This window comes from Nitrospirota bacterium, from assembly GCA_016212185.1.
Taxonomy (GTDB): domain Bacteria; phylum Nitrospirota; class Thermodesulfovibrionia; order UBA6902; family DSMQ01; genus JACRGX01.
This window is the reverse complement of sequence record JACRGX010000034.1, coordinates 16,514-39,576: the sequence shown is the minus strand read 5'-3', so window position 1 is coordinate 39,576 and position 23,063 is coordinate 16,514. Positions and strand designations below refer to the sequence as shown.

Sequence of the window (23,063 nt, the reverse complement as noted above, 5' to 3'; positions counted from 1 at the left end):
TATTATTAAGTGAAGAATGAAGACCTGACCCTAAAAATCGCAAAGCTCTTTAATGATATTGCGGACCTGCTTGAAATAAAGGGTGAGAACCCTTTCAGGATCAGGGCATACCGAAGGGCAAGCCAGAACATTGAGGGCTTTCCAAAGGACATTGCTGAGACGCCTGAAAAAGAGCTCATGGAAATCCCCGGCATAGGGAAAGACCTTGCAGGAAAGATTATTGAATATGTAAAGACAGGACATTTAACCGTTTTTGAAGAGCTTAAAAAAGAAGCGCCTCAGGGTATTTCTGAGATTCTATCAATCCCGGGTATTGGACCGAAGACTGCAAGGCTTATTTCCACGAAAATCAAAATAAAAAACATTGACGACCTTGAGCAGCTTGCAAAAGAAGGGAAACTCAGAGGGCTTCCCGGCATTAAGGCAAAGACTGAGGAAAATATTCTTAAGGGCATTGCTATGGTCAAAAGGCGCACGGACCGCCAGCCCATAGGCAGGGTGCTGCCGATTGCAGAAGATATATTGGGGCAGTTAAGACAAACCGCGCCGGTAAAAGAAATCTTTCTTGCAGGAAGCCTCAGAAGATGGAAAGACACAATAAAGGATATTGATATCCTTGCAACATCAGGAGCGCCAAAGGAAGTTATGAATGTCTTTATCCATCTGCCGCAGGCAAAAGACGTCCTTGCTCACGGGACTACAAAATCAAGCATTGTCACCCGTGAAGGCATTCAGGTGGACTTGAGGGTGGTTGAGGAAAACTCTTTAGGTTCCGCGCTCTGTTATTTTACCGGAAGCAAGGAGCATAACATACGGTTAAGGGAGATGGCGCTGAAAAATGGGCTTAAGATAAATGAATACGGAATATTCAGGACAACGACAGGCAGAAAAATCGGAGGCAAAAATGAGAATGATATTTACAAGGCGCTGGGGCTTTTGTTCATCCCTCCTGAGATACGGGAGGACAATGGAGAGATTGAGGCTGCAGCGGCAGGCAAACTGCCCGAACTCATAAACATTGCGGATATAAAAGGCGACCTTCATGTTCACACAAAATGGAGCGACGGCAGTCATGACTTTGAAGAGCTTGTCAGCAAGGCAAAAAAAAGGGGGTACGAATACATCGCAATCACAGACCATTCCAAAGGTCTGGGTATCGCAAGGGGGATGAGCGAGGAGCAGGTGTTAAGACAAAACAGGGAGATTAAAGAGATAAACAAAAAATTAAAAGGCTTTAAACTGCTCTCCGGAATTGAGGTGGATATACGGAGCGATGGCACACTGGATTATCCCGCGAAGGTCTTAAGGGAACTGGATATAGTTGTTGCATCCATACATTCAGGGTTCAGGCAGGGCCGGGAGCAATTAACAAAGAGGCTTATATCCGCCATGAAGAATCCGCACGTATCAGTAATCGCACACCCCACAGGCAGGCTTATGGGAGAAAGAAACGCTTACGATGTGGACATAGATGAAGTTTTGAAGACCGCAAGTGAGACAGGGACTGCCATGGAGATAAACGCATATCCTTTCAGGCTGGATCTTAACGATATATACGCAAAAAGGGCAAAGGAGATGGGGATATTGCTTGTCATCAGCACAGACACGCATATGACATCCCATTTTGGCTATATGATTTACGGCGTAAGCGTTGCAAAAAGGGGCTGGCTTGAAAAGAAGGATGTCTTAAATACTTGTGATTATGAAGCGCTGATGAAACGGCTTGCGGCTAAGAAGAAATCTCCTTGAATTCTTTCAGATTTTCTGGTAAGGTTTAAACAATCGCAGGAGGGTCTGTCTTGAATAAAAAAATCCGCAAGTTTCTGACTACTGTTCACTGCCTGCCTGCCGGCAAGGCAGGTTCACTGTTCACTGTCTTTTACTCTTTACTTTTCTCTGTCTTTTTCTATTCATGCGCCACTGCCCCTACGGCAGAAAACCTGAAAAATGCCGAGGTTCATTATAAGATAGGCATGTCGCACTGGACAGAGCAAAAACTGTATGACGCCTCTATAGAATTTCAAAAGGCAATTAATTTAAATCCCAAGGATAAATTCTCCCTGAACGCACTTGGTTTGCTAAGCACTGAATTTGAAAAATATGAAGAAGCAGTCTCTTATTATAAACGGGCAATAGCAATAGACCCGAATTATTCGGATGCAATGAACAACCTCGGCGCAACATATGTGAGGATACGAAAATGGGATGAGGCAATAAATTATTTTAAGGCGGCATTAAAAAACCCCCTCTATTCCACCCCTGAAATGGCATATTCAAATATGGGCTGGGCGTTTTACAACCAGAGTGATTATATCAGTGCGGCAGATGCGCTTAAAAAAGCCCTTCTGAGAAACCCAGACATCCCGAGGGCAAATTATATACTCGGGCTTGTTTATGTTAAGTTAGGTGAGGATGATAAGGCTTTAGAGCAGTTTAAAAGAGCCGTTTCATTAGCCTCCGATTATACAGATGCGCACTGGGAGCTTGCCAATGCTTATCTCAGGGAAGGCGACAATGAAAAGGCGCTCAGGCATTTCAATGCCGTGGTTAACAGCGGCGGAACTGATGTGAGGGTCAGGCAGGCACAGCAGTACATTGAACAATTAAAGTAAAAATCATTTTAAAATGTAATTCGTCACATTATTTATCATGGAAACGCCCGGCAGGCTTTTAAAAAAAACGCGGGAAGAAAAAGGGCAGACATTAGAAGACATTTCAGGTTTTCTGAAGATCAGGCATGACTACCTCGCCGCACTTGAAGATGAAGCCTATTCGTTTCTGCCCGGAGATGTTTTTATCAAAGGATATCTGCGCATTTACTCCAATGCCCTCGGCATCAACGCTGATTATGTCTTAGACCTTTATAAGAAACAGGTTGACGCGGCACGTTCCCTTGAGTCCCCGCCTGTAAAGACTAAGAATACAGTTGACTACAAGAAATATATCGCAATATCCGCCTCTGCTGCTATAATTTTACTGCTTACCGTTTTGGCTGTAACGCGCAAATATCAGGAGTCTGCAGTAACTGAGATCCGGAATATGACAAAAAGCCTTCAGACTCAGGCTGATGCGCCTAAAATGTTCTCCCTTGAAATAATCGCAATTGAAGAGACATGGGTCTCTGTAAGCACCGGCGAAGACGGAAATGACCAGCGTCTGCTTAAGCCCGGGGACACTGTACGGTGGACGGCACAGGAGAGTTTTTCAATCAAGGTCGGCAATGCAGGCGGGATAAAGATTATATTTAACGGCAGGGATATCGGCAGTCTCGGCCCGAGCGGCAAGGTCATAAATCTGGTCCTGCCTGAAAGTGTGAAAACAGATGCGGGCGGTGCATAGTCATTGAAAAACGAACTCATAGAAAAACTTATCAGGGAGGCGGAGAAGTCAATGAAAAACTCTCTTGCGCCTTATTCTAAGTTTAAGGTCGGCGCAGCGCTTCTGACAAAGAAAGGCCATATATACACAGGCTGCAACATTGAAAATCCATCACTCATGCTGAGCGCTTGCGCCGAGAAAACGGCAATGCTGAAGGCCCTCTCAGAAGGCGAATGCGCATTTAAGGCAGTTGCTGTTGTTTCAAGCGCAGGTAAGCATTGTTATCCGTGCGGTTCATGCAGGCAGATACTCTATGAGTTCGCCGGAGATATTGACGTCTACACTGCCAATGCAAATGAGATTAAGCGGTATTCCCTTAAGGAACTCCTGCCATTTGCATTCAGTGTTTAGTATGACTTTTGCTTAGATTTTTTTATTAAATTTAATTAAATAAAACTGTTGACAAATCCAAATCCGTGCTGTATCTTTTTCCATACTTATATTTTAAGAAATAATTTTAAAGAAAGGAGAGGCATCATGACTAAGGCTGAACTTATTAAGGCTGTGGCAGAGGGCGCGAAGATTTCAAAAACCGCTGCTGTCAAGGCAATTGATTCAATGATTAATGGAATCAAAAAAGCGCTTAAAAAAGGCGACAAGGTTACCCTTGTTGGTTTTGGCACTTTTTCTGCCGTTAAAAGAAAATCAAGAAAAGGGCGCAATCCGAGAACGGGCGAAGAGATCAAAATTCCTGCAGCAAAGGTTCCTAAGTTCACATCAGGCAAAGCGCTGAAGGCTGCCGTAAAATAAATTGTTATCACAGGCGAAGTAATTCTTGAAAGAATTACTTCGCCTGTGATTTTTTATGAAAAATTAAGCTGAAGTCTCTGTATCTTTGAGGCAGAACCGGTCTTTGGGTCTATATCAACGACAACCGCGGAAAGAATGGAAGGCCCCTTTGCGGTCTCAAAGCGGACAGGTATCTGCGTAAGAAATTTTCCAATTATCTGCTCTTTTTTTATCCCTATGATTGAGTCCGTTGGACCCGTCATGCCGACATCGGTTATGAATGCAGTGCCCTGAGGCATTATCATTTCATCCGCAGTCTGAACATGCGTATGCGTGCCGATTATTGCAGTGACTTCTCCGTCAAAATACCTGCCGAAGGCGGCTTTCTCCGAGGTTGCCTCGGCATGAAAATCAACAATAATTATATTTGTCTCAGCCTTGAGTCTGGCTATTTCTCTTTTTGCAATCTGAAAAGGGCAGTCCATCTGGCTCATGAATACCCTTCCGGAGATATTGAGCACAGCGACACTGACTGCATTGGCAGTTTTCATAACAATGCTTCCATGTCCGGGCACGCCGTCAGGATAGTTGGCAGGTCTTAACAGTCTGCTCTCTTTTGTAATATATGTTACTGCTTCTTTTTTGTCCCAGATGTGATTCCCTGATGTCAGGACATCCACGCCCATTAAGAAAATCTCTTCACCGATCTCCCTTGTTATGCCGAAACCGCCGGCGGCGTTCTCCGCATTGGCAATCACAAAATCCAGCTTTATTTTTTCAGCTATTGTGGAAAGTCCTTCCTTAAGCGCCTTCCTGCCGGGCTGTCCCACAATGTCGCCGATGAAAAGTATTTTCATAAAAATTATAAAATAGGGTTCAAGGTCGGAGCAACTCTCGGAATCGAGTCGTACCGAGTTCGCGTAGACTCGCTTCGAGATTCTTTAATGATAATTGTTAATTGATAATTTTTACTTGAATTTTTAACCCCTTGTACCCTTCTTGTATTTATTTCGCATATTCCACATATCTGGATTCCCTCACTACTGTAACTTTTATCTGTCCTGGATATGTGAGTTCTTCCTCTATCTTTTTTGCGAGGTCCCTTGATATCTGCGCGCAAACCTCATCGCTGACCTCCTCAGGCTTTACAATAATCCTTACCTCTCTTCCTGCCTGAATGGCATAGCACTTATTTACACCGCTGAAAGAATTTGCAATTTGTTCAAGCTTCTCAAGCCGTTGGAGATAACTTTCAATTGCCTCTTTTCTTGCCCCGGGCCTTGCGGCTGAAAGGGCATCGGCAGCAGCTACCAGGGATGCCTCAACTGTCATAGGGTCGCCGTCGCCGTGATGAACCTGTATTGCATTTACCACCCAGCTTTTCTCGCCGTATTTCTTTGCCAGATTTGCACCGATCATTTGGTGCGAGCCTTCAACTTCATGGTCCACCGCTTTGCCTATGTCATGGAGTATCCCCGCCCTTTTTGCAAGCTTTATATCCACTTTAAGTTCCCCTGCCATTACACCTGCCAGATATGCTACTTCCTTTGAATGCTGAAGTACATTCTGCGCATAAGAGGTCCTGTACTTAAGCCTTCCGATGAGTTTTACGAGTTCCAGATGTATGCCGTGCAGTCCAAGGTCAAAGACCGCCTTCTCGCCTTCTTCCTTGATTGTGGTGTCAACCTCTTTTTTTACTTTCTCCACAATGTCCTCAATCCTGGCCGGGTGTATTCTTCCGTCTGCCATGAGGCGTTCAAGAGAAATCCTCGCCACTTCCCTCCGGACCGGGTCAAAACTTGAAAGCAGTACGGTCTCAGGGGTATCGTCAATGATAAGCTCAATGCCGGTGGCGGCCTCAAGCGCCCTGATGTTCCTGCCCTCCCTGCCGATTATCCGGCCCTTCATCTCATCACTTGGAAGGTTTACTGATGAAACGGTGGTATCGCTGACATAATCGCTTGCATAACGCTGTATGGCCAGACTTAGCACCTCTTTTGCCTTTCTGTCAGACGCCTCCATTACCTCGTCTTCAACCTTCTTGGCTGTTTTAAGCGCCTCAAACCTTGATTCCTCCGCAACCCTCGCAAGCAGTTCTTTTTTGGCGTCCTCGGCGCTCATTCCTGAAATCCTCTCAAGCAGTGATGTCTGCTCCTTAATCAGCCTGTCGTAATTCTGCCCTTTTTCATTCAGGGCTTTCTCCTTGTTGGCCATTTCTCTGTCCTTACGGTTAAGCTCGTTTTCTTTTTTCTCCACATGCTCAAGCTTTCTGTCAAGGACTTCTTCCCTTTGGTGCAGCCTTTTGTCAAGCTGGCTAATCTCCAGCCGTCTCTCCTTTAATTCCTTCTCGGCCTCGGCCTTTGCGTGAAAGATTTTATCCTTTACCTCAAGCGCGGCCTCTTTCCTGATTGTATCTGCCTCGCGCTGGGCGTCTTCCATAATTTTCTTTGCCTTCTGCTCGTTTTCCCTGAGCTTCTGCGTCAGGCCTTTTTTATGGTAAATAATCGCTATGGCAGAGCCGATAACCAGTCCGAATATCAAGGCTATGATGATAAACAGATAATCAATCAAGTTCATCAAGTTCATGGAGCGACCCTCCTTTTCGTAAGTAGTTCTTTAAAAATTTTTTCATAACCCTCTTCGGACGGAGTAAAGAAAATTTTATGCCCCTGCATGTATTCCTGCGGGATAAAATGCCCGTCATAATCATGCGGACACTTATAACCTGCGCCTGCGCCGAGGCGGGATGCGCCTTTATAATGGGTATCCTTCAGGTGCTGCGGAACATCTGACAATCTTTCTTCCCTCACATCTGTCAGGGCGTTTTCAATCGCTGTGTATGAGGCATTGCTTTTGGGCGCCATAGCAATATAAATTGCCGCCTGCGCAAGCGGGATGCGTCCTTCAGGCATGCCAATTGACTCAACTGCCTTTAATGCGGCAACCGCTATTAAAAGCGCCTGCGGGTCGGCATTGCCGACGTCCTCTGAGGCGCATATGATAATTCTGCGCGCTATGAACAGCGGGTCTTCCCCTGCCTCTATCATCTTTGCCATCCAGTAAAGCGCAGAGTCAGGGTCTCCGCCGCGCATGCTTTTTATAAAGGCAGAGATGGTATTATAGTGTTCGGCTTCATCATAATATATTGCTTTTTTCTGCATGATTTCCCGCGCGAGTGCGATGTCATAGGAAGAGCTCCCGCTGTTTTTCAGGATTAAGGCGCCAAGTTCAAGGGCATTCAGCGCCCTCCTTGCGTCGCCTGCCGAATTCTTTGCAATAAAATCCGCCGCCTGAGCCTCCATTATAATATTTTCGCGGCCGAGGCCCCTTTCTTTATCGCTTAAAGCCCTCATTAGTAAATTTTTTATCTCAGATTCCTTCAGAGGAAATAACTGAAAGATCATGGACCTTGACGACAGGGCGGGTATAATTGAGAAAAAGGGGTTTTGCGTTGATACCCCGATTAATACGACATTGCCCGCCTCAACATCCGGAAGCAGGGCGTCCTGCTGAAGTTTATTAAATCTGTGAATCTCATCAATAAAGAGAATGGTCCGCCTGCCTTCAAGGGCGTATTTTTTTGCCTCTTTAAGCGCAGTCTTTATCTCTGCTATGCCTGAGGTAACGGCATTTAGACTGACAAAATATGCCCTGGTTCTTCCGGCGATTATATGCGCGAGGGCTGTCTTTCCTGTCCCTGCCGGGCCGTAGAGTATAAGGGAAACTATTGAATCCCTTTCTATGGCTGTCCTGAGGGGTTTTCCTTTACTGAGGATATGTGTCTGGCCGGCAAACTCCTCAAGCGTCTGAGGCTGCATCCTCCACGCAAGAGGCCTTTCCCTGCCGTTATTAAACAGTTCCATCCTGCCGCAGGGTTTTTAAACCCTGCCTCCTTTGAAGCGCCTTTGACAGCGGAGGTTTTTTAAAGAGGAGGAGAGAGAATTTTCTGTAAATTTTTTTTTCTTACAGAGTAAACCCCATTGAAATTTTTTCTTAACTGCAGGGTTTTAAATAATATATAATTTACAGGGTTGTAAAACCAAACTGGCGTAATTATTTTCTTCTCCTGAAAAACCTTTACTGTCAAGGCAAAAATCATTAAAAATAAACCCGTTAATACGGGCGTATAAGACCCGCCTTGCCGTGGAGAGAGAAAACTTGAAACCCTATTTGCATAGGTGGGTGCCTCGAAGGTGAGATTAGGCTTTGTCTCCCGGTTTTCCGGGGCGCGCACACACACCTTACTGCGGCTCCCTAAAATATCTAATTGAAGGTTCAAGTTTTTCATCCAGTCACAAACAAGGCAGGCACTTTGCCTTTAAAAACATTCTATCAGAAATGATATTATGTTTTCAAGATTATTATGAAGCCATTTTAATGCTCTGTGTTAATAATTTTGACACGGGGGTTATGCTAAACTATCTCCATGAGAAATATAAGGCTTCTTATTCAGTATGACGGGACAAACTACCACGGTTGGCAGATACAGAATAACACTTTGACAATTCAGGGAATTCTGGAGGATGCGCTTGCCAAAATCACAGGAGAGCGCCTGAGGGTAACGGCTGCCGCAAGGACAGATGCAGGCGTGCATGCCCTCGGACAAGTGGCCTCGTTTAAAACAAATTCCGGTATGCAGGCAGAGATTTTCGCCCGTGCGATAAATGCAAACATCCCGCATGATATCAGGGTTATTCAATCTTCTGAGTGCCCTTTGGACTTTCACACGAGATACAGCGCAAAAGGTAAGACATATTTTTATCTTATTTCAATGGCTTATTCTGTTTTTTTAAAAAGATTTTCCTGCTGTGTGCCGTATGCCTTAAACAGCGATTTGATGAAACAGGCGGCAGAGGTTCTTACCGGAGAGCATGATTTCTCCTCATTCAGGGCGTCGGGCTGCAGTTCTAAAAATCCCATAAGGAAAATTACTGGAATAAATGTGGAGGCGCTTTCATCAATTGAGTTTATGACATTTAACATTAATGTCCCTATGTTAAAGATAAGCATTACTGCAAACGCATTTTTAAGACACATGGTAAGAAATATTGCAGGAACGCTTATTGCTGTGGGCAGGGGCAGGATTAGTCCGGTACAGGTGGCGGAAATTCTTGAGTCAAAGGACAGGCGGTTTGCAGGACCAACCGCGCCTCCGGAGGGTTTATTTTTGGAGAGAGTTGTGTATTGATGAAAAAATCCGGTCTCTAAAAGTTTTCACTAAAGAAAAGATTGCTTGACCATAAGCGCCCTGTTATGCTACAAAAATCAATGCAGGCCCAACAAAAACTCCTCTCGGAAATCCCTCAAGTTGATGCTATCTTAAAAAGCCCTCACGGAGCCATGTGGCTTGCGGTTTATCCGAAAAAGACAGTCCTTAAATCCATACGGGATGTGCTCCAGCAGAAAAGAAAAGATATATTAAACAGCAAAACGCCTGAATTATCCCATGATGCGCTCCTGCCTTTTATTGAAAGTGCAATTGAGGCAAATTCTTCCTGCCGGTTAAAGCCCCTTATAAATGCCACCGGCATTATAGTTCATACCAATCTCGGCAGGTCAGCGCTTTCTACAAAGGCAATTGAAAATATGAATTGCGTGGCATGCAGTTACTCAAATCTTGAGTATGAACTTGCAGGAGGGAAAAGGGGCAAGAGGTATTCGCATTTAAAAGACATAATTAAGGAACTGACCGGCGCAGAGGATGCGATTGCCGTTAATAATAATGCCGCTGCCGTGCTTGTCTGCCTTAATACCTTTGCAAAAGACAGGGAGGTGGTTGTATCAAGGGGAGAGCTTGTGGAGATAGGCGGTTCTTTCAGAATCCCGGAGGTAATGAAGGCAAGCGGCGCAATTTTGCGGGAGGTCGGGGCAACGAACAAGACGCATTTATCCGATTATGAAAATGTCCTGTGCGGAAATACGGCGCTGCTCCTTAAGGTCCACAGGAGTAATTATCAGGTTACCGGTTTTACTGAAGAGGTACCAATGGAGGGGCTTGTAAAACTTGGAAGGGAATATACGATTCCTGTCATGGCTGACCTTGGAAGCGGATGTATGATTGATCTGGAGAAATACGGAATACACGGCGAGCCTACGGTTCAAAGCATTGTTAATGCCGGCGTGGATATTATCACCTTCAGCGGAGACAAACTCCTTGGCGGTCCTCAGGCAGGCATAATATTGGGCCGAGAAAAAATGATTCAGAAAATCCAGAAGAATCCGCTCCTCCGCGCAGTAAGAATAGACAAGTTAAGCCTTGCATCTCTTGAGGCAACGCTTATGCAGTATCTTGATGAAGAAAAGGCGGTTAAGGATATTCCGACGCTCAGGATGCTTACACAGCCGGTTGATATTATAAAAAAACGTGCGCAGAGAATTTATGCCTCTTTGAAAAAAAATACTGGCGGCATGACGAAGATGGAAATTATTAAAGACAAATCGCAGGCAGGGGGCGGCTCCCTGCCCGGAGCGGACTTTCCGACATTTGCCGTATCCATAAGACCCTCCGGCATTTCCGTTAATGAATTAGAGAAAAGGCTGAGGTTGGGCCATCCGCCTGTGATTGCAAGGATTAAAGAAAACGCCCTGCTTCTTGACGCAAGGACAGTGGGGGATGCGGAGATTAAGGGCTTGGTGCACTGCGTGAAAACTGCAATAGCGGCTTAAAGCATACCATAGAGCCTGACGGGGCGGAATATGTCGTCGTATGCCTGCCGGCGTTTTCGCCTGATACCGTGAGGGACCAATGATATAAAAATGTGGAAAGTCTCCGGTACAGAGATCCCAGCACTGGAGTTTGCGCAAAATGAAGAAGAGTTCAAAAAGCCTGGTTGAGAAACTGAAGCGCTCCTTGGACACCAAGCCGCCGCAGCGGCTGCAGGGTGCTGAGTTCGCCTCGGACTCGTGTTCCGTAGCAGGCGACTATGGGATAGGAATCGGCTATAGTTTCTCTCAGATACTCAGTTTCTGCATAGTCCTCGCACTTACGATTGCGGTATACGCCAATGGGCTTGATGGGGATTTCCTCGTCGATGACAGGCCGCTCATCGTGGAGACGTCCGATCTAACTTTAGCCAACGGACTGAAGAGGTTCTTCTTGTCGGGAATGTGGAATTTCTCCAGCCTGCACATATCTGACCAGGTTCTCTATCGCCCAGTGTTTCTTCTATTCTTGGCCTTGCAGAAGGACGCGTTCGGCCTTCAGCCGGTTGGATTCCACATTGTTGCTCTGTTGTTGCACCTCCTCAATTGTGTACTCTTGTTCGCGTTTCTCAGGCGGCTGTTCCCGCAGGCTACTGCTTGGGCACCAGTCCTGGGAATGGCCGCTTTCGCTCTACATCCAATCCACGTAGAAGCGGTCAGCTGGATCTCTGCCCAGAGCCACCTCTTGGCCACTGGGTTAGTGCTCGGTGCGCTAATCTCCCACATTCGGTTCGTTGAAGGAGGGTCTTGGGGAAACCTGGCGTTTGGTGCCATATTGTTTCTTCTGGGGACCCTCAGTCAAGAGATCGTCCTGGCATATCCGCTTATCCTGCTTGCGCTATCCTTGCTGCTCAAGGACAGGCGCCATGCCATCGGCGCAGGAGCAGTAGCCGCATCCCTCCTTGTCTATCTGGCGATGCGTAGAGTGGTCTTAGACTTCACTGTCCCCGCATACCCGATGACCTGGGCGAAGTGGCAAACCTTCTTCGAGTTTTCGATTCTCTCTATCCGCAACCTGGTCATTCCTTGGCCCCAGCCCTTCTATTTGGAAACACCTCATGGGGAAGTTGGACCATTGTCTATTGCGGCTACACTTTTGGCTCTGACGGCTGCATGGTGGGGCATTCAAACGGGGCGCGGGCGGAACGCGATGTTTATGGGAATCCTGTGGATTCTCCTGGGGATCCTCCCTTCTCTATCTGCCGCCTTTAATTCACCCCCGCGGTACTCGCTCAGGTGCCTGTACTGGGGCTCCGGTGGACTCGCTGTCCTGGTTACATGGATGGCGGCAGTTGGGACGCATCGGATTCACCGGCGAACCATTTTCTTGGGTGTGGGACTTCTGCTGCTGGCATCTGCAATGGCTGTGGTAGTGGCAAATCGGACATGGCAGAATGACGCGACCGCTTATGGAGCCGCGATCCGGTTTAACCCAGACTCTTCTGCGGGCTACGAGAAGCTTGCTTTGTTCTATGAGCGCGGGGGGCATCTTGCCAAAGCTATAGAGAACTATCAAAGCGCGGCGCAACGATCCTCCGGAGATGCTCTGGCAACCAATCTGGAGAATGTTGGACACCTAAGTGCCATGAGCAGCCTGATTCCCGAGGCCGAGCTGGCGTTGAGGCAGGCAGCCCTACTGGCTCCAACCCGCTCTAGCATCTGGGTAGGACTCGGCAACGTGGCCTATATGCAGGGGCATCTAGAAGAAGCACTGAAATTGTACCAGCGTGGGTTCGCATTGGACCAAGGGAACTATGAGGCTTGCTACAACTTAGTACTGGTGCTCACAAAACTCAAACGTTTTTCGGATGCCCGCAAATACGAGACGAAACTCGCCACTCTTCATCGATGATGGAGTCGGGAGGCGAACGGCGAGAATCTGATACGCGTCCAACACCAGAGAAAATGAGTCACATGTTTCACCTCTGTATCTCCTTTTAAAATTGAAGATTCAAGGCAAAACTTATTGCATTACTGATTTCACCGAGCTTTTTTTGGGATAAAGTTGAAATCAGGGCTCCGATGTTTGTCTTTAAAACTGTTTGTATGTGGTCGCAGTTAACAGCGCAGTCATTATGCATGCCGTCCCTGCGGGATAAAAATACTTCACTGGGGATATCTCTTATTGTTGAAGTTATCGGCGCAATAGTAACTTCACCTAAATATTCCAGGATGGAATTTCTCGTTAAAATAACAACAGGTCGTTTTTTGTCAGGATGCTTGAACTTGTACCATCTTACCTCGCCCCGCTTCAAAAATCACCCCATTCCTGCTCTGACTCCCAGACGCTGAATTCTGTATTGTCAACCGGGCGCTGCGCATATCCTTTTTTATGTTTTTTCTCAAGGAGATTGGTACTAACTTGTTTAACGGCGTTTCTTAATGCCTTGCGCGTAAAGGCAGACCGGGTTGTTTTTAATTTTTTGACCACATGGTCAACGGTTGCGACTAATTCGTCGTCCAAGGTCATCTGTATTGTTCTCAATGCGCTCTCCTGTAATGTGGATATTTATAGCTATAATAATCCACATTAGCGTCAAAAATCAAGTAATTTAAAAAAATCAGGGGTACAGAGCTGTTAGATAAGCTCTGTGCCCCTGTAAATATTTATTTCTTCAACCCTCTTACGCCTTGAACTTCTCCTTCACAAACTTTACCTCATCCTCCATGCTTTTAATCCTGCCTTCAAGCCTTGCGTCCAGGATTGCCTTCAGCATTTCATTGAATGCAGGTCCCGGCTTGTATCCTATCTTCTCAAGGTCTTTTCCTGCAAGAACGGGTTTTATTTTTCTTAATGTCGTCAAGTGCAGGGATATTGCCTTTTTCTGAGCCTTATCCTTTGCCTTTGCCATTGCAAAGATGATGGTCTGTGTGCTCAAAGGCTGAAGCGCGTAGTAAATGTCTTTCTGGGAAGCAGTCTGCAATTTTGATAGAGCCTGTCGTGACTGTTCAATGCCTTCAATTATTTCCTTCTTTGCCTTTGGCGGGACCACAAGCCGTTTCAGCGACTGTTCCATATCGTCCACTTTAAGCCCTTCAAAGAGCGCCATCAGAAAAAGATGCGATTTATTCAGAGGCTCTTCTATAAAAAGGAGCTTAAACCATGATATTGACTCGTCAATGTCATGGAATGTTTTTTCAACTGGCGGCGTAAGGGCAATATTCGGATGTATAAACCTCAGAAGGTCCATCTCAGAAAGTCTCTTGACCGCTTTTATTGGCTCTGTCTCAAGGAATAAAAGATTAAGCTCATCGTAAAGCCTTGAGCCCGAGAGTTTTTCAAAGAGGTTTATCCTTACTGCGGTTTTTATCAGGTTCAGCGTGTGCTTGCTTATCTTAAAGCCGAACCTCTCTGAAAATCTTATGGCCCTGAAGGCCCTTGTAGGGTCTTCTATGAAGCTCAGATTGTGAAGAATCCTGATGGTCTTTTCCTTAAGGTCTCTCTGAGCCCCGAAAAAATCAAGGAGACTGCCGAAATCCTGTGAGTTGAGCTTTACGGCAAGCGCATTTATCGTAAAATCCCTCCGGTAAAGGTCTTTTTTTATGGATGACATCTCAACCTTTGGCAGAGCCGCAGGCGTTTCGTAGTATTCAGTCCTTGCAGTTGCCACATCAAATTTCAGGGAATCAGTTATCACAACTGCAGTGCCGAATGCCTGGTGTGTCTTCACTTTTGCATTGAGTTTTCTGCCTATGGATTGCGCAAAGGCTATTGCATCGCCTTCAATTACAATATCTATATCAAGATTTGTTTCCCCCCGTAAAAGGTCCCTGACAGAGCCGCCTACGAGATATGCGGGGAACCCGAGGTCTTCGGCTATTTCTCCGGAGAGCTTAAGCACATTAAATAGTTTTTCAGGAAATTTTCCCTTAATAAGCGATGCAATGTTTTTGCCTATTGAGGGTTTCTCTCTCAGCTCTTCCTCATCAAGCCTGCTCTTGCGCAGAATGTCTTCATAGATGGACCGCAGAAGGTCAGTCCTTGTAATTGCGCCGACAATTTCTTTGTTTTCAATGACAGGCATAAACCTCTGGTTCTGCTCTATCATCAGGGACTCAATCTCCCTGATTGAGGTCCCGGGCGTTACGGTAAAGGCGTCAGTAGTGCAGAACTCATTGACATTGCTGTCTTTGAATCCGAGGAACAAAGCCTTTTCTATAATTTCCCGGGATATCAGTCCTGTGTAAATATTGTCCTTGAGCACAGGCAAGACATTTATCCCGTACTTTGTCATGGTCTCTTCGGCGGTTTTTATTGTGTTGTCCTGCTGGATTGTCTTTACCGGAGAGGTCATTATGTCCATTGCAGTTTTTGCAGGCCGTATTTTTTTGTTCAGTATGTCCACAAGGCCCTCTTCAACATCTTCAAGGGATTCTTCCCTTATGATTGCAGATGATGCAGCCGGATGTCCCCCTCCTCTGAATGACTGGAGTATCTCAGATGTATCAACCTCAGGCGCGCGGCTCCGTGCAATAATATGGATACGGTCCTCCAGCATCACAAGTAGAAAAAGCGCGTCAACATCTTCCATGTCTCTGAGTTTATGAGCCAGGTAAGCAACCTCTCCTACATACTTTTCCCTTGAAGCCTTGGCGATTTTTATCCTGAGTCCGTGGATTACCAGGTCGCGGGCTGAATGTATTAATTCGTTCAGCAGGTCAATCTCCTCGGCCCCCATTTCCTTGCTGATGAAACTGGAGACGATATTCAGATTTGCCCCGCGTTTAAGGAGCCAGGCAACGGCAGCCAGGTCTTTTACTGTTGTAGACGGAAAGATAAGGGAGCCAGTTTCTTCATATATGCCTAATGCAAAGATGGTTGCCTCAACAGGCGTTATCTCAATTTTATTTTTCTGAAGCGCTTCCATGAATATTGAGGCGGTTGCGCCGATTGTGTCTATGACTTCTTTCTGCCCCTTTATGTTTTCAGGCAGTGAAGGGTGATGGTCATAGATGTGAACCTCCAGCCCTTTTTTGTTCAGGATTTCGGCGAACTGCCCGATTCTCTGCGAGCTCCTGACATCTACAAGTATCAAGCGGGTAATGCCGTCAAAGTTTATGTCCTTGATTTTTTTGAAATCCAGCTCGGCATAAGATGCAGCTAAAAAATCCCGCACGCCCTTTTCCTGAGAGCCGGGGAATGCCATTACTGCATCAGGGTAGAGTTTTTTCGCCGCTACCATTGAAGCAAGGGCGTCAAAGTCCGCGTTTATGTGGGTGGTGATAACTTCCATATGAGCTATATTATATCATTCAGCCTGAATTATGAGGGTTAAAACATGTTTCTCAGTGAAGTGAAATTAATATGTCTTCTGAAATAAGTTGGTATGTGGATTTATAATGCTTATTTGAAGAACTGGACGGTAAATGCCATTATGAAAATAAGTGAATGGAATTTTAGAAAGAGGCATTAATAAACGTTTGTCATTCCTCTTTTAGGAATGAAAACGATAACCGGGTCTTTAAAACCTTTTAACACTGCATCACTATGCACTTTAACAGGGTCTGGACCAATAGAGATTACTTTTTTATTCGTAAAAGAGATAGTTGCAACATAGTTGCCGCCATATTTTTGCCCATCTTTTACCAATACATTAGCCTTCATATGAATGCCTCCATGATAAGGCAGGAAAGTCGGCTGCTTGTTTCAACCCGCTCATGATATTAGTTATATATTAAGAACAACCTGTTGTCAAGGTTTATCATAGGAATAGTAATAAATGTATCCTCATTTTTTAACTTTCAACAAGCTGTATCTCTATATGGTCTGTCCATTTCCATCCCATAAGAAATTATAGCATCCTAATACCAGTCAATAATCACAATATATATATATAAGAAAAAAGGGGACGGTTCTATTTTCTTGACATAAAAAGGCAAAATGTAGTAGATTTCAGCATGCCGAGGACAGCAAGAATAGCGCCTAAGAAATATGTATATCACATATTGACACGTGGGAATAATCGTCAGGATGTTTTTAAGAGAGTGCAAGATTACAAAAAATACATTGAGATACTTCAGAGATATAAAGAGAAGTACAAATTCAAGCTTTATCACTATGTATTAATGAGTAATCATGTTCATCTGGTCATAGAGCCTGCAGAAAAAGGTGGCACTTTAGCTGAAATAATGAAGGGGATAAACCTGTCATACGCACAATATTACAAAGTCTGCTACAAGCATATAGGTCATTTCTGGCAGGACAGGTATAAGAGCATCATAATATCAAAAGATAATTATCTTCTTGCCTGTGGAAGCTATGTTGAATTAAATCCAGTAAGAGCAAAAATAGCAGAAGACCCGCAAGACTACAAGTGGAGCAGTTACAATGCATATGCGTATGGAAAAAAAGATGTATTATTAGATAAACATCCAATTTACAAAGGACTATCTAAAAACGAGAGCGAACGCAGAAGTCAATACAGGGAATTCATACGCGGAATGGTTAGAGAAAAAAATATGATGAGGGGTGAGATGAATAGAAGGGTGATATACGGCAGTGAAGACTTTACGGATAAAGTAACTAAAGAATATAACGTCAACGCAATGGTTAAGCTTAAAGGCAGACCAAAAAAAGACAAAAATGAAGATAAATAGAACCGTCCCCTTTTTTCCGTCCCTTTTTTCTTTTTTTACTCCTCCAGCGCCTCCAGCCTCTTTACCCCGATGCGCAGGGGGACATAAAAAGACACGATGTTTATGGTTAAAACAAGAACAAGGCTTGTTCCTATCTGAAAAAGCTCCCATTTATTCAGCGCCCTTCCGGTCATCTTTGCACTGAAATAAAGATAGAGCGGCCAGGCCTCTAAAAGCACGGTAAAGGTTATGGATAAAAGTGACAATATCATAAAGAGTATCCCGCCGAAGCCCATTGAGATGGATGCGATGTTGTCATACTTAAATTTCGGATACATTGCGCCAAGCCCGACCCCTAAGCCTCCGACGGAAAGCGTTATCAGAAAAATTGTTGCCAGCGAAAGCGCCATCATCAGGCCCTTTATCCCCAATATTAAATTCGTAGTTAAAATCAAGATTAAGGAAAGTATTAGGAGCGGCATCAGCCCTGAGATGAGCTTGCTCAAAAGGAATTCCTTCATGGTGACCGGAGACGCCTTGATAAGCCAGAACGTCTGCCCCTCAAGGCTTACGGCCGGGAAGAGCAGCCTTGCCGCAATGGCGGAAAGCACAAAACCCGCAAGCCCCAGATTTAAAAACCCTAAAAAATTATTCAGAAAAAAAGATACTCCGGGGATTGCATTAAGAGGCAGCACTTTGAAATTATATACATATATCACGACCACTGCCGCAAGTAAAAGGAGCTGGGGCCACTGGCTGTTGTCCCTTAAAAATATCTTCAGGTCTTTAACCATCAGCGCCTCTCTGAGGGTGGACATCTTCCGGGGGAAGAGCCGTTCCATGGGAAGCCTGAGGCCCTGTCTTTTTGAACTCTGCGCTTTATCAAAGGCGTCTTTATAAAATAAAGAGCCGGCCCATGATGCAATCAGCATTGAAAATGCGCCGTTAGCTATCATGACCAGCATATAAAAAACGCTTCCGGTTTTTTTCCCTGTAAGCAGGGGCAGGAGCGACTGGGTGGCCCAGTAGTGCGGCAGGAATGCGGAGTCGGTCCCGATGCTTGTCAGATACTCAAGCAGGGTCGGAAAGGACTCGGGCCTGAGAAATTTTTCAGGCTGCATGACCCTGAAAAGCAGCAACACCGTCAGAAAAAACAGGATGCCGAGCACCATCATTACATTATGCGCGCTTTTTGCGGGCAATGCCTTTGCAATAATATGAGTGGCTGTTATGCCTATGCCGGCGGGAATCAGAAGAAAGGAAAAGAACACTACCGGAAGCGCGGCGTAATAAATAATGCCTGCGTTGTAAACATTCCCGTAGGCTATAAAAACAGGCAGCGCAAACAATATGACCATCCATGAGGATGTCAGGAAGGTCTCCACTGCCTTTGCAGACTGTATTTTTCTTAAATCAACCGGTTTTGTGAATAGCAGTTCAAGGTCTCTTGAAAGATAAAAAGTTGAAAGGGCCGTGAGAATGCTGCTCATCAGCAGAAGGCTCAGGAATGTCAGGAATACCATAGACAGGAGTTTTGCCGCAAGGATGTCTCCGAAGATCTCTGTGCTTCTGAAGTAAATCAGGATTTTTCTGAAGATGATATATATGAACAGCCAGAAGCCTATACCCAGAAGTGCAAACGGAAATCTGTTAAGCATTCTTTTTATCTCCAGAGAGTTCTTTAAGGATAGAACCTTCGGGATAAAAAGAACGGGGAGGAGCTTCATGTATAAAATACTACTTGATTCCTGCCTTTGGTTTTTGCCTCAAGAAGAGCGGTGTCAGCACAGGTAATCAGGTCATCGCTTGTGTTAATGCGTTCATGAGGAAATGAGGCTATGCCAATGCTTACGGTTATTGCCTCTTTCCCCCTGAGCGATTTAAACTTATGGTCTTTTATGCAGAGCCTTAATTTCTCGGATGCCGTGATGGAGCCTGTTTTTGCCGTATTGGGAAGGAGGATAATAAATTCTTCACCGCCGTACCGCGCGAGGAGATCGCCGCTTCGCACGTTTTTCTTTAAGACCTGCGCAAATTCCTTTAATACCTGGTCGCCTACCCTGTGGCTGTAAGTGTCATTTATGCGCTTAAAAAAATCAATGTCAAGCATCAGACACGTCAGAGGGAATTTATATCGCTGTGCCCTTGTGAATTCCTCCTCAATACGGTGATAAAAATAGCGCACATTGTAAAGACCGGTAAGGAAGTCTGTTATCGCCAGTTTTCCAAGAGAGGTCTTTTCATATTCCAGTCTCTCATACAAAAAAGCATTGTATATGGCATTGGCGCATGCGTTTGTGACCGTGCTGCAAAACCTGATTTCATCCTGACTAAATGACCTGCTTGAGCGTGAGGTCCTCAGAAACAGGGTGCCGATTGCCGTATCCCTGTAGAATATCGGAAGCACAATGATTGACTTTATTCCTAAGGGAGAGATTATGTCCCTTACATCCATCATTATAGGGTCGGTTTTTATGTCATTCACCACAATCGCATGCTTTGTCAAAATGGCTTCCTTGATTTCAGGATACTTATCAAGGTCAAGCTTTATATTTTTTATCTTCGGGTTTTCAGAAGTAGCAACCACATCCGCGGTGTTTTCCTCCTTGTCTATGCGTATCATGGAACACCTGACCACAGGAACTATCTCAGCTATTTTTCTTACAATGGTGTACAGCATTTCCTGAGGGTCCAGCGTGGAGGAGACCAGGAAGGTGGTTTCATTTATTGCCTGAAGACGTTCTTTTTCCTTCTGAAGCTTTTCAATGCGGCTTTTACTCCTCAGGGCGCTTTCAACGCTGAGCTTTAATTCAAACGGGCTGCACGGCGCAATAAGAAAATCCGTAATGCCTGCGCTGAGAGCCTTTTTGACCGTGCCCGGGATTTCCTTCCCGACGACCCCTATTACAGGCGACAGGTCTTTGAATGTTTTCAGATGCTTTTGATTAAGGTCGTAGGACATGCAGAGAATGGCAATATCAGGTATTGAATTCTCAAGGTGCGCCCTGACATCTTTAATTGCTCTAAATCCATAAACAGAATAATATTTTTTTAAATGCGTTGAAATCTGTTTCAGATGCCTGCCGCCTGCATCAAAGATAAGTACCTGTTTCATCACTGGTCTCCTTATAAATAAGGTTGTTTTTCTGTAACCTGCAGGAAGAAGTCCTCAAGTCTTCTGCCTGAACTCAAAAGCTCTTCTTTTGTGCCTGAGGCTATCAATCTGCCGTTGTTTATTATGCCTATGTCAGAGCATAATTCCTCAGCAAGCAGGAGACTGTGTGTTGCCATAAATATGGTTAAGCCGCCTGCCGCCTGCCCCTGTAGTAGATTTTTTAACATTCTTACGCCCTTGGGGTCAAGTCCTACTATTGGTTCGTCTATTAAAAGGATTTTAGGCTCATTAATCATTGCCGCTACGAATACAAGCCTCTGCCTCATGCCTGTGGAATAACTTTCAATAAGTCCGTCAAGAATTTCCCTGATGGAGAAGGTTTCAGAGAGGTCCTTGATTTTCCCGGCTGCTTTTTCCTCCGGTATCTTATAAAGGGCGGCAACAAAACGGAGAAACTCCAGGCCGGTTAATTTTTCGTATAAAAAACCCTTGTCAGGCACATAACCTATGATTGATTTTGCCTTTAGAGGCTCCTGTACAACATCATGCCCGCCTGCAAATATTTGCCCTGCAGCGGGTTTTAAGAGTCCTGCAATCATCTTAACAGTGGTTGTTTTCCCTGCGCCGTTAGGTCCCAGAAACCCGAAAATTCTTCCCTTTGCCACTTCAATGTCAAGGTACCTTATTGCCCAGTAGTCCCCGAAGTTCTTCCCTATATTAGAGAGTTTGATCACCTGTACTCATTCTCCATTAAATTGCTTCTACAAATTTTAGCGCAAGGGCTAAAGTATTTCTTTCATTGCAAAATGCAAAATTAACATTTATCAATTTTAAATGATAATTGTTAATTGATAATTTTTACTTGAATCTTTAACCGATAGCCCCTTGCCCCCTATCATCTATACTCTATCCCTTCAAGCGAAATATTATTGATGACCCTTGCTATAACAAGCTGTTTGCCGGGGTCGCCGCTGATAAGCCTGATGTACTTTGCATCAACTGGAAATTCTCCGAGTGTCGGGTCAATTGCAATCCATTTTCCCACAAACACCTCAGGCCATGCATGATAGTAGAAGGCGCCCTGCCTGTAAACAATGCCGATGAGCATTTTAGACGGCAGGCCTATGGCGCGCGCTAAAGCCACATAGATGGTTGTAAGTTCATTGCAGTCGCCTTTTTTTGCATTAAGCACGTCAACGGCGCTGGGGATTGTTATGCTCGGCGTCTTCTCTATGTTATTGAATACCCATTCATACAAAAGCCTTGCGGCTTTCAGGGAATTTTTCTCGCTGCCGGCAATTTCCCTTGCAAGCTTTATTATCCTCGGGTCTTCTGACTGTATCAGGGGCGTAGCGGTAAGGAACGGCTCCATGCCGGAAACCGGCAGTGCAGCAGGTTTTAATGAGGAAATATCTTCTTTAACTATATTAAGGATATTGCCGTTCAGGGTTTGCCCTCCTGCAGTCAGTTCAAGCCCTTTGTAGTCAATGCCTCTCAGCCTGATTTTCAGATAAGAAACCCGGGGAGGCAGTGTAAGATTAAACGGCACTGACGCCTGCTGAATTATGTCGGGTGCATTGATTACAGCCCTTGTCGCCTCTTCCTTGGATTCGCTTATGAGCGTAAAACCTATAGGGCTTTCCTCTCTAAGTTCATTGCCGTTTTCATCAACCCACATTAAAAGGCGAATCCCCTGCAGATCGCCCCTGATTTTAAATGCAGTAACTTCTTTGCCGGAAATCGTGATTTTTTCCCTGCCGGCAATTTCTATGAGCATATCCTGAATACCCATGGTTGCCGGGTCAAAAACCGGGAATTTAAAACTTGCACCGCTTTTAAATCCCTCCTTAATAAGATAAGGCAGAATTGTAAGGCTCATCTGAGGCTCTTCGGCAAGTTCCATAGTCTGTGCAGTCTTATTGCCTGCTGTTTCAATATCAAGATTAAGAGTTTTTCCTGTAAATTTACCTTTTATTTCAATGCCTTTCCCTGAATTCATGGAGAACCTAAATGAACGCACCTTGAGTTCTGGAGATATGGATACGTATGTTTTTGTGCGGATGTCCTGCTCTGTGCCGAGGACGTTTAGCCGCAGGTGTATTTCTTCGTATGCACTGTAGCCGTCCACATCCCTGTAAAGACTGCTTGACGTGTAACCAATCTTTTGCCCCTTTAGATAGGCCCCCATCCACCTCTGGGCGCTTTCAGGCAGTACGGTGTGAGCTGCTATGCCCATGCCTTTTATAGGGGCGTGACGGTATATCAACAGCGCCATTACGGCTATCCAGAATAAGACAATTGCAGCATGGAAGAGCTTCCTGCCGCTTATCACCATTTCAGGATTTTATCAGAAAACGCAGTGTCTTAACAACTAAGCTTCTGTCCGGGATAAAGAAATGAGGAAAACAAGGGGATGAGGCGACCTTTAATGATAAGCAGATATGATTTTAGAATTAAATTTTTTAATTTGACCTCTTTGCATTAATGGGAATATTATAAACAAAATTTTGCTATGTCTTCAATTCCATCTGAAGGGCAAAATCATTAATTTTTTCAGAAGAGG

General features: G+C 45.1%; 20 protein-coding genes and 1 other RNA gene. 9 read left to right on the top strand and 12 right to left on the bottom strand.

Annotated elements, in window-relative coordinates; genetic code table 11:
* The first annotated feature begins 9 nt into the window (after positions 1-9).
* The 5 genes from polX to HZA10_04080 all read left to right on the top strand — a co-directional run bounded on the left by polX (position 10) and on the right by HZA10_04080 (position 4,128).
* On the top strand, positions 10-1,749 hold the full coding sequence (gene polX, locus HZA10_04100) for a DNA polymerase/3'-5' exonuclease PolX (GenBank protein ID MBI5195487.1): 1,740 nt from the start codon (positions 10-12) through the stop codon (positions 1,747-1,749).
* Between the two features lie 50 nt (positions 1,750-1,799).
* Positions 1,800-2,612, top strand: coding sequence for a tetratricopeptide repeat protein (locus tag HZA10_04095; GenBank protein ID MBI5195486.1), 813 nt, complete (start codon positions 1,800-1,802; stop codon positions 2,610-2,612).
* A gap of 37 nt (positions 2,613-2,649) precedes the next feature.
* A complete protein-coding gene (locus tag HZA10_04090; GenBank protein ID MBI5195485.1) occupies positions 2,650-3,339 on the top strand; it encodes a DUF4115 domain-containing protein in 690 nt (229 codons plus the stop codon).
* A gap of 18 nt (positions 3,340-3,357) precedes the next feature.
* A complete protein-coding gene (cdd, locus tag HZA10_04085; protein MBI5195484.1) occupies positions 3,358-3,729 on the top strand; it encodes a cytidine deaminase in 372 nt (123 codons plus the stop codon).
* Positions 3,730-3,855: 126 nt separating this feature from the next.
* Entirely contained in the window at positions 3,856-4,128 is a 273-nt protein-coding gene (locus HZA10_04080) for an HU family DNA-binding protein (GenBank protein MBI5195483.1), read from the top strand.
* Between the two features lie 53 nt (positions 4,129-4,181).
* Here the strand turns inward: HZA10_04080 and HZA10_04075 are convergent, their stop codons facing one another.
* The 4 genes from HZA10_04075 to ssrS form a co-directional block, all read right to left on the bottom strand.
* Positions 4,182-4,964, bottom strand: coding sequence for a TIGR00282 family metallophosphoesterase (locus HZA10_04075; GenBank protein MBI5195482.1), 783 nt, complete (start codon positions 4,962-4,964; stop codon positions 4,182-4,184).
* 148 nt (positions 4,965-5,112) lie between these two features.
* Positions 5,113-6,684 carry a ribonuclease Y gene (rny, locus tag HZA10_04070; protein ID MBI5195481.1) on the bottom strand — a complete coding sequence of 524 codons (1,572 nt, stop codon included), beginning with the start codon at positions 6,682-6,684 and terminating at the stop codon, positions 5,113-5,115.
* A 5-nt stretch (positions 6,685-6,689) separates the two neighbouring features.
* A complete protein-coding gene (locus HZA10_04065) occupies positions 6,690-7,970 on the bottom strand; it encodes a replication-associated recombination protein A (protein ID MBI5195480.1) in 1,281 nt (426 codons plus the stop codon).
* Between the two features lie 263 nt (positions 7,971-8,233).
* Positions 8,234-8,420: non-coding RNA, 6S RNA (ssrS, locus tag HZA10_04060), on the bottom strand.
* A gap of 113 nt (positions 8,421-8,533) precedes the next feature.
* Between ssrS and truA the strand changes: the two genes are divergently transcribed.
* From truA to HZA10_04045, 3 genes are all read left to right on the top strand, one after another.
* Positions 8,534-9,295 carry a tRNA pseudouridine(38-40) synthase TruA gene (truA, locus tag HZA10_04055; GenBank protein ID MBI5195479.1) on the top strand — a complete coding sequence of 254 codons (762 nt, stop codon included), beginning with the start codon at positions 8,534-8,536 and terminating at the stop codon, positions 9,293-9,295.
* Positions 9,296-9,375: 80 nt separating this feature from the next.
* The gene (locus tag HZA10_04050) at positions 9,376-10,773 is read left to right on the top strand and encodes an L-seryl-tRNA(Sec) selenium transferase (protein ID MBI5195478.1); all 1,398 of its coding nucleotides are present in this window, start codon (positions 9,376-9,378) and stop codon (positions 10,771-10,773) included.
* Between the two features lie 139 nt (positions 10,774-10,912).
* A complete protein-coding gene (locus HZA10_04045; protein MBI5195477.1) occupies positions 10,913-12,661 on the top strand; it encodes a tetratricopeptide repeat protein in 1,749 nt (582 codons plus the stop codon).
* 85 nt (positions 12,662-12,746) lie between these two features.
* On the opposite strand, the gene HZA10_04040 is transcribed toward HZA10_04045, so the two are convergent.
* From HZA10_04040 to HZA10_04025, 4 genes are all read right to left on the bottom strand, one after another.
* Positions 12,747-13,064, bottom strand: coding sequence for a type II toxin-antitoxin system PemK/MazF family toxin (locus tag HZA10_04040; protein MBI5195476.1), 318 nt, complete (start codon positions 13,062-13,064; stop codon positions 12,747-12,749).
* The gene (locus tag HZA10_04035) at positions 13,061-13,294 is read right to left on the bottom strand and encodes a ribbon-helix-helix protein, CopG family (GenBank protein MBI5195475.1); all 234 of its coding nucleotides are present in this window, start codon (positions 13,292-13,294) and stop codon (positions 13,061-13,063) included. The genes HZA10_04040 and HZA10_04035 overlap by 4 nt, the downstream gene beginning before the upstream one ends.
* A gap of 139 nt (positions 13,295-13,433) precedes the next feature.
* Positions 13,434-16,043: a CBS domain-containing protein gene (locus HZA10_04030; protein ID MBI5195474.1), complete on the bottom strand. Its 2,610-nt coding sequence runs from the start codon at positions 16,041-16,043 to the stop codon at positions 13,434-13,436.
* 176 nt (positions 16,044-16,219) lie between these two features.
* Positions 16,220-16,414, bottom strand: coding sequence for a hypothetical protein (locus tag HZA10_04025; protein ID MBI5195473.1), 195 nt, complete (start codon positions 16,412-16,414; stop codon positions 16,220-16,222).
* A gap of 293 nt (positions 16,415-16,707) precedes the next feature.
* Between HZA10_04025 and HZA10_04020 the strand changes: the two genes are divergently transcribed.
* Positions 16,708-17,406 carry a transposase gene (locus tag HZA10_04020; GenBank protein MBI5195472.1) on the top strand — a complete coding sequence of 233 codons (699 nt, stop codon included), beginning with the start codon at positions 16,708-16,710 and terminating at the stop codon, positions 17,404-17,406.
* 35 nt (positions 17,407-17,441) lie between these two features.
* On the opposite strand, the gene HZA10_04015 is transcribed toward HZA10_04020, so the two are convergent.
* The 4 genes from HZA10_04015 to HZA10_04000 form a co-directional block, all read right to left on the bottom strand.
* On the bottom strand, positions 17,442-19,043 hold the full coding sequence (locus HZA10_04015; protein ID MBI5195471.1) for a hypothetical protein: 1,602 nt from the start codon (positions 19,041-19,043) through the stop codon (positions 17,442-17,444).
* A gap of 65 nt (positions 19,044-19,108) precedes the next feature.
* On the bottom strand, positions 19,109-20,500 hold the full coding sequence (locus tag HZA10_04010) for a diguanylate cyclase (protein ID MBI5195470.1): 1,392 nt from the start codon (positions 20,498-20,500) through the stop codon (positions 19,109-19,111).
* 11 nt (positions 20,501-20,511) lie between these two features.
* Complete coding sequence (locus HZA10_04005) at positions 20,512-21,234, bottom strand: ABC transporter ATP-binding protein (GenBank protein MBI5195469.1); 723 nt, start codon at positions 21,232-21,234, stop codon at positions 20,512-20,514.
* A gap of 161 nt (positions 21,235-21,395) precedes the next feature.
* Positions 21,396-22,835, bottom strand: coding sequence for a transglutaminase domain-containing protein (locus HZA10_04000; GenBank protein MBI5195468.1), 1,440 nt, complete (start codon positions 22,833-22,835; stop codon positions 21,396-21,398).
* Positions 22,836-23,063: the final 228 nt, after the last annotated feature.